Annotated in this window: 5 protein-coding genes; 3 read left to right on the top strand and 2 right to left on the bottom strand. The window is 65.0% G+C overall.

Features of this window, described 5'->3' with window-relative positions; all coding sequences use genetic code 11:
* Window positions 1-715: 715 nt before the first annotated feature.
* On the bottom strand, window positions 716-1,984 hold the full coding sequence (locus tag JW958_05475) for an NTP transferase domain-containing protein (protein ID MBN1825699.1): 1,269 nt from the start codon (window positions 1,982-1,984) through the stop codon (window positions 716-718).
* On the bottom strand, window positions 1,981-3,258 hold the full coding sequence (locus JW958_05470) for a glucose-1-phosphate adenylyltransferase (protein ID MBN1825698.1): 1,278 nt from the start codon (window positions 3,256-3,258) through the stop codon (window positions 1,981-1,983). Before JW958_05470 ends, JW958_05475 begins: the two co-directional genes overlap by 4 nt.
* 369 nt (window positions 3,259-3,627) lie before the next feature.
* On the opposite strand from JW958_05470, the gene JW958_05465 reads away from it, so the two are divergent.
* From JW958_05465 to JW958_05455, 3 genes are all read left to right on the top strand, one after another.
* Window positions 3,628-4,092 (top strand): hydrogenase maturation protease, encoded by a 465-nt coding sequence (locus JW958_05465; protein ID MBN1825697.1) that lies wholly within the window; start codon window positions 3,628-3,630, stop codon window positions 4,090-4,092.
* Window positions 4,093-4,237: 145 nt separating this feature from the next.
* On the top strand, window positions 4,238-5,470 hold the full coding sequence (locus JW958_05460) for a PLP-dependent aminotransferase family protein (GenBank protein ID MBN1825696.1): 1,233 nt from the start codon (window positions 4,238-4,240) through the stop codon (window positions 5,468-5,470).
* 149 nt (window positions 5,471-5,619) lie between these two features.
* Window positions 5,620-6,927: a hypothetical protein gene (locus tag JW958_05455; protein ID MBN1825695.1), complete on the top strand. Its 1,308-nt coding sequence runs from the start codon at window positions 5,620-5,622 to the stop codon at window positions 6,925-6,927.
* The last annotated feature ends 7 nt before the right edge of the window (window positions 6,928-6,934 follow it).

Below are 6,934 nucleotides of genomic sequence, written 5' to 3'. Positions count from 1 at the left end.
CCGCGAACCACGGGCGCAAAGGGAGTGTTTCAGGTTTTTTCCCTTTCCCTTCTCGTTTACGAATCCGTCTCCGGACCGCGAACCACGGGCGCAAAGGGAGTGTTTCAGGTTTTTCCCCTTTCCCCCTTCGTTTACGAATCCGTCTCCGGACCGCGAACCACCGTGCAAAGGGAAAGTGATTCAGGATCATTCCGTCCCGGATTCTCTCCGAGCGGAGTGAGGAGGTATCCGGCACCGAAAAGAAATGGGGATCGCTATCGGCATCGGTATCGGTATCGAAATCGAAATCATTTTCTCCCTCTCCCGCTTACGGGAGAGGGTGGGGGTGAGGGTGCCTTTCCTTCCCCCACCGGCTCTCCCTTCGGGGCACGGTGTGGGGAGAAAGAACGGACGGGGTATCCCTCTCGGAGTCCGGGGCGTGCCGCCCCCCGGGTTGGTTCGTGATCGCCACGGAGTTTCCACAAGGGTGCGACCTCGCGCGGCCCTTCCTCACGCACCTCGAGAGGTGGGGGCCCCTCCCGCCCCTCCTCCTCGAAGGATCACGCCGTCCGTCCGAAGAGGAGACGGAGGGGATAGCGGGATCGAGAGAAGGCCTGACGGCCCCGAGAGGGAGAGCCGGCGGCGGAAGGGTGTCCGGCACCAGCTGTATTCCCCGTAATAGGTGGCTGTCCCCATTTGCCTCGATTTCGATTTGGATTTCGATGGGGAAGGAGAGCTACCTGTCTTCTTCGTTTCGCAGGGTGCTGCCGGGCGGGACTTCGTGGAGGGGGAAGCGGTCTTTGCGGAGGGAGGGGTAGAGGATGGTGTTTTGGCCGACGCGGCAGCCGGCGGGGACGGTGGCCTGTTTGCCGATGACGGTGAGGCCGGTGGAGAGGTGTTCCGGGAACTCCTGGTTCGGCGTCCCCGCGCCCCAGGTGCCGATCTCCACCCCTTCGCCGATCCAGACCTGCTTGTCGCTGATCACGTGGCTCACGCGGGCGCCGCGGTCGATTCGCGTGTCGTTCATGATCACCGAGTCCTCGACGCGCGCCCCCTTGGCGACGATCACGCCGGGCGAGAGGATCGAGCGGACCACCTCGCCGCGGATCTCACAGCCGGGGGAGATGAGCGATTCGGACACCGACGCGCCGGGGGCGATCATCGCGGGAGGGCGATCGCCGAGGCGGCCGATCTCCTCCGGGTTGGTTCTCACGCGCCACGACTCCAGGTCGATGCCGCTGTCCGGGTCGAGAAGGTCCCGGTTCGCCTCCCAAAACGCCTGCAGGGTTCCCACGTCTTTCCAGTAGCCGCGGAAGGGATAGGCGTAGACGCGGTCCTCTCCCACCGCCGTGGGGATCACGTGGTTGCCGAAGTCGCTCCCCCCGATGGACCGGAGGGCGCGAAGCATGTAGGCGGCGTCGAACACGTAGATCCCCATCGAAGCGAGACGGCTGTCGGTCGTCACCGGCTTCTCCTGCCACTCGATCACCCGCCCCTTCTCTCCGGTCCGGGCGATCCCGAAGTGGCGCGTCTCCTCCGGCCGCACCTCCATCATGGCGATGGTGAGGTCCGCCCGGCGGTCGCGGTGGAAGCGGAGCATGGGCCGGTAATCCATGCCGTAGATGTGGTCCCCCGACAGGATCAGCACGTTCTTCGGATCGGAACGGTGGATGTACTCGATGTTCTGCCGGATCGCGTCGGCGGTCCCGCGGTACCAGTCCGAATCCCGCTCGCCGGTGCGCGGCGGGAGGATCTTCACGCCGCGCGTGCGGCCGGTCATGTCCCACGCCTCGCCGACGCCGAGGTGGTTCATCAAGGAGATCGGCTTGTACTGGGTCAGCACCGCCACCGATCCGATGCCGGAGTTCATCACGTTGCTCAGCGTGAAATCGATGATACGGTACATGCCGCCGAAGGGGACCGCCGGTTTGGCGCGGAGCTTTGCGAGGATGTTGAGCCGCGTGCCGCCGCCGCCGGCGAGCAACATGACCACCGTCTCCCTCATCCGATCGTCTCCCCCGAGGAATACGTTTGCTCCGTGAATCGTTCCGGTCCGAAATAGGGACCCACGATGCAGTTTCTTCCGATCCGGACGCCGCCGGGGAGCTGGGTCATCTTACCGACGAGCGTGATGCCGGAGCGGAGAAGCTCCGGTACGCTCCGGTTCGGCCGGTCGTCGTCGCCGTCGCCGACGCGCGCCCCGGGACCGACGGTCACGCCGATGTCGGCGATCACCCGATCCAACACCGCGTCCCGCTCGACATGCACGTCCGGGAAGAGGATCGAGTGCTCCACCACCGCCCCCCTCGCCACGCGGCATCCCGGGAAGAGGACGCTGTTTCTCACCGTGCCGGAAACGCGGCAGCCGGGCGAGATCCTCGCGTCCTCCACCGTCGAACCGGAGAGGAGGAGCGCCGGGGAGCGATCGCGCAGGCCGAAGTGATCCAGGTTGGTCCGCACTCCCCACCCTTCGAGGTCGATCCGGGGGCGCTCGCCGAGGAGTTCCATATGGCACTGCCAGAACTCGTCCACCGTTCGCGTGTAGCCCCAGTAGCCGCGGTGTCGCCAGCCGTAGACGCGGTGGCGGCCCAGCATGCGGGGGAGGATGTCCCGGCCGAACTCCCAGCCCTCGCCGTGGCGCGCGTTTTCCGTCACCAGATGCGCGAGCAGGCCGGCGCGGAAGAGGTAGACCGTCATCGAAGCGGCGGTGTAAGTGGGACGTTCCGGTTTCTCGACGTAGTCGACCAATCGCCCGCCGATCGGGCCGTCCTCATCGTCGAGCCGCCCGAGGCCGAAACGGTGCGCCTGGTCGATCGGCGTCTCCGTGAACGCGATGGTCAGATCCGCTTCCTTGCGGCGGTGGTACTCGATCATCGGGCCGTAATCCATCCGGTAGATGTGATCGCCCGACAGGATCAGCACCAGTTCCGGGCCGTGCCTCTCGAGAAACTCCAGGTTTTGATAGACCGCGTCCGCCGTCCCCCTGTACCAATCCGTGTCCGCGATCCCCTTCGTGGGGGGGAGCATGGTGGCGCCCCGGTCGCGGCCGGTCATGTCCCAGGAGGAGCCGATGCCGATGTGACGGATCAGGGAGCCGGAGCGGAACTGGGAGAGGATCCCCACGCGCTCGATCCCGGAGTGCATCAAATTGCTGAGGGCGAAATCGATCACCCGGTACATCCCGCCGAAGGGAATGGCGGACTTGGGGCGGTGCATGGTGAGAATGGAGAGTTCATTCACCCGCCCGCCGGCGAGAATCAACGCAACCACTTCGTTCATGGCCGGTTCCGGCTCCTCTTTCCCGATTCGTGTGCGGCCAGCGGGCCGAGTTTAGCAGAATTCGGCCCTTCGTCCATCCCCCTCCGTAGGGAGATCGTTCCGGAAACCCGGATCGACGGGCACGCGGGTCCGTCAGAATGACACGGTGTGCGCCGGAGGGTCGGAATTTCTGGCGGAGAATGGGGGAGTTTCACCGTCGCCGCCGCCGGGGTTGATTGTTAACTCGTGAAAAATCGCGAGGGTCCTTGATCGCGAGAGGAACGTCCTTTCTGGCACGGCGGATGCAATTCAAATAAACGAGGACCGAACCCCGGCCGACCGAAACTCTTAACAGACTGAACGGCAATGAGATATACGGATCGTTCTCGCATGCTTGTCCTCGGTTTCGGTGTCCCCCTCCGGCGGGACGACGGCGTCGGCATCGCCGCGCTGGAGGGGCTCCGCGCCCTCGGATTCGGCCGCGACGGAGAGGATCTGGTTCGTGGGGATCTGCGGGGGAACGAACTGTTCGATCTTCTGGAACGGCACGAAAGGGCTTTGGTTTTGGACTCCATCCTGGAGGGAGACGGCCCGGCGGGAGGCCTGATCGAGGCGGGGCTGCGGGAAGCCCGTTTCCTCCTCCGTCCCCACGGCGCCCTCCGCGGCCTGGACTTCGGGACCGCCTTCGAACTGGCGCGCAAGCTGGACCTGCGCCTCCCTGAGGTGGAGTTCCTTCTGATGCGCGTGCGGGACACCGCGCCGGGCGAGGGATTCAGCGCACCGGTCGCCCGGGCTCTCCCCCGGATGATCGACGCGGCGGCCCGTATGATCCGCGTCCATACCGGCGCGACGTGACGAACCGCTTGAATATACAGCGGTTTTCTGTTCTGATGATAAGGGAGCCGCACGGTCCGCCCCACTCGATCCGCGGCCGGCGACCCGTCGGCATCCCCGTTTCCATACCAATGCAACGGCCTCTTTCCATCCAGAGGGGACCATCATGGACGATACCTATCTCCAAAGATTCTTATCCGACTCGGCGCGCCGGGCGAAGCGCTCCGAGATCCGGGAACTCCTGAAGCTGACCGCCCGGCCCGAGGTGATCAGTCTGGCCGGCGGACTCCCCGCGCCCGAGACCTTCCCTCTCGAAGAGATCGCCGACCTCCTACCGGGGGCGATGCGGGAGTTCGGCGCGAACGCCCTCCAGTACGGGACCACGGAGGGGGACAACGGCCTGAAGGACGAAATCATCAAGATGATGGCCGACGACGGCCTCCCCGGCCTGACCCGCGACGAGGTGATGATCACCACCGCGAGCCAGCAGGGCCTCGACCTGGTGAGCCGTGTATTCCTCGCGCCGGGGGACGCGATGATCTGCGGCCTCCCCAGCTATCTGGGCGCCCTCTCCGCCTTCAACGCCGCCGGCGCCCTGATGACCGGTATCCCGTTGGACGACGACGGCATGCCTCCCGATGCGCTGGAGGAACAGCTGAAGTCGATGCGGGAGAGGAACATCGAGCCCAAGCTCCTCTACCTGGTCCCCGATTTCCAGAACCCCGCGGGCGTGACGCTTTCTTTCTCGCGCCGCCAGAAGATCCTGAAACTCGCCCGCAAGCACGACATGCTGGTGCTCGAGGACAGCCCCTACCGCCAGCTCCGCTACACCGGTGAAAACGTCCCGAGCATGAAGAGCATGGATGAGGACGGCCGCGTCATCTCCCTCTTCACGTTCAGCAAGATTCTCTTCCCGGGGCTCCGGCTCGGCTGGGCGATCGCGCATCCGGACGTGATCAGCCGCTTGGTGGTCGCCAAACAGTCCGTCGATCTGTGCACCAGCGCCCTCAGCCAGCTCGTGGCGAGGGAGTACCTGAAAACGGGCCGCCTGCCGGCGCAGCTCGAGCGCACACGGGCCGTCTATCGCGACAAGTGCGCGGTGATCCTGAAGGCGTTGGACGACAACATCGATCCTTCCTGGGGTGTGAAGTGGACCCGTCCCGAGGGCGGGCTTTTCCTCTGGATGACCCTCCCGGACGGTCTGAACGCCAAGGATCTTCTCGCGCAGGCGCTCCAGGAGAACGTCGCCTTCGTCATAGGCAACGCCTTCTACTGCGACGGAGGCGGGAGCGACACGATGCGCCTCAACTTCAGCTTCCCGAGCCAGGAACAGCTGAAGACCGGAATCGCCCGCATCGCCAAGGCGATCAAGATCCTTTTGGAGAAGCAGCCCGCCTGAGATTCTCTCCGCGTCTCGGGGATCCATGAGCGCCCTTCCCGGTCGGGGAGGGCGCTTTTTTTTATCGTCTTGCGCCGGACTTGGACGCTTTTCCTTTTCCTGATAGAATGACTTTCGGCGGGCGCTTGCCGGGAGGAAACGAGAAGTCCATGAAACCGATAGGGATACGACGAGAAGACAAGAGCGTCCGGGAGAGACGGACCCCCATTCCACCGGATCAGGCGGGGCGTTTGGTGCGGGAGGGGATCCCGGTGCGGGTGCAGCCCAATCCGAGGCGGATCTTCACCGACGAGGAATACCGGCGGGCCGGAGCGGTGGTGGACGAGGACCTGTCCCCCTGTTCGATCATTTTTGGCGTGAAAGAAATCCCGCCGGACCTTTTCCTCGAGGAGAAGGCCTACGTATTCTTCGCCCATGTGATCAAGGGGCAGAAGTACAACATGCCCATGTTCCGCCGGATGATGGAGCGGCGCTGCCACCTGATCGACTACGAGAGAATCGTGGACGAGAAGGGGCGGCGGCTGGTCCTGTTCGGGAGGCACGCCGGTCTCGCCGGCATGATCGAGACGCTCCGCGCCGCCGGGAAGCGCCTCGAGGCGGAGGGGTTCGACACGCCCCTCGCCCGCATCAAGATGGCGCTGGAGTACGACTCGCTGGAGGAGGCGCGAACGGCGATCCGTGACGCCGGCGCGTCGATCCGCGAAGGGGAGTGGCCGGCGGAGCTGACCCCCTTCACGATCGGGTTCGCCGGATACGGCAACGTCTCTCAGGGAGCCCAGGAGATCTACGGTCTCCTGGATCCGGTGGAGGTGTCCCCCGGCGATCTCGCTTCGGGCGCACCCGCCGCGACGCGGGCACGTCCCTTCGTCAAGGTCGTCTTTTACGAAAAGGACCTCGTCGAACCGGTCCGTCCGGGGGACGCCTTCGAACTACGGGATTACTACGATCATCCGGAGAAATACCGCTCCGTTTTCGAGCGGCACCTCCCCCATCTGGACGCCCTGGTGAACGCCGTCTATTGGGACGATCGGTATCCCCGTTTCGTCACCCTCGATTGGCTGCGCCGCGCCTGGTCCGGGGGGAAGCCGCGGCTTCGGGTGATCGGCGACATCACCTGTGACATCGGCGGCGCCGTCGAATCGACGGTGAAGGCGATGGAGCCGGGGAATCCCTGTTTCGTCTACGAACCCCTCACCGGGGAAACCGTCGAAGGGGTGGTGGGGAACGGCCCGGTCATGATGACGGTGGACATCCTCCCCGCCGAGCTCCCCCGGGAGGCGTCGCTCTCCTTCGGCGAAGCGCTGGCGCCTTTCCTGGCGGACCTGGCCCGGGCGGACCTCTCCCTCCCCCGGGATCGGGTGGAGCTTCCCGGACCGATCCGGGAGGCGCTGATCCTACACAAGGGGGAGCTGACCGAAGATTACCGTTACCTGACCAAGTATTTGGGACAGGAGTGATTGAGAA

The sequence above is a fragment of the Candidatus Eisenbacteria bacterium genome, assembly GCA_016930695.1.
Classification (GTDB): Bacteria; Orphanbacterota; Orphanbacteria; order Orphanbacterales; family Orphanbacteraceae; genus JAFGGD01.
Note: the sequence above shows the minus strand (reverse complement) of the source record. Positions and strands in the feature narration are given on the sequence as shown.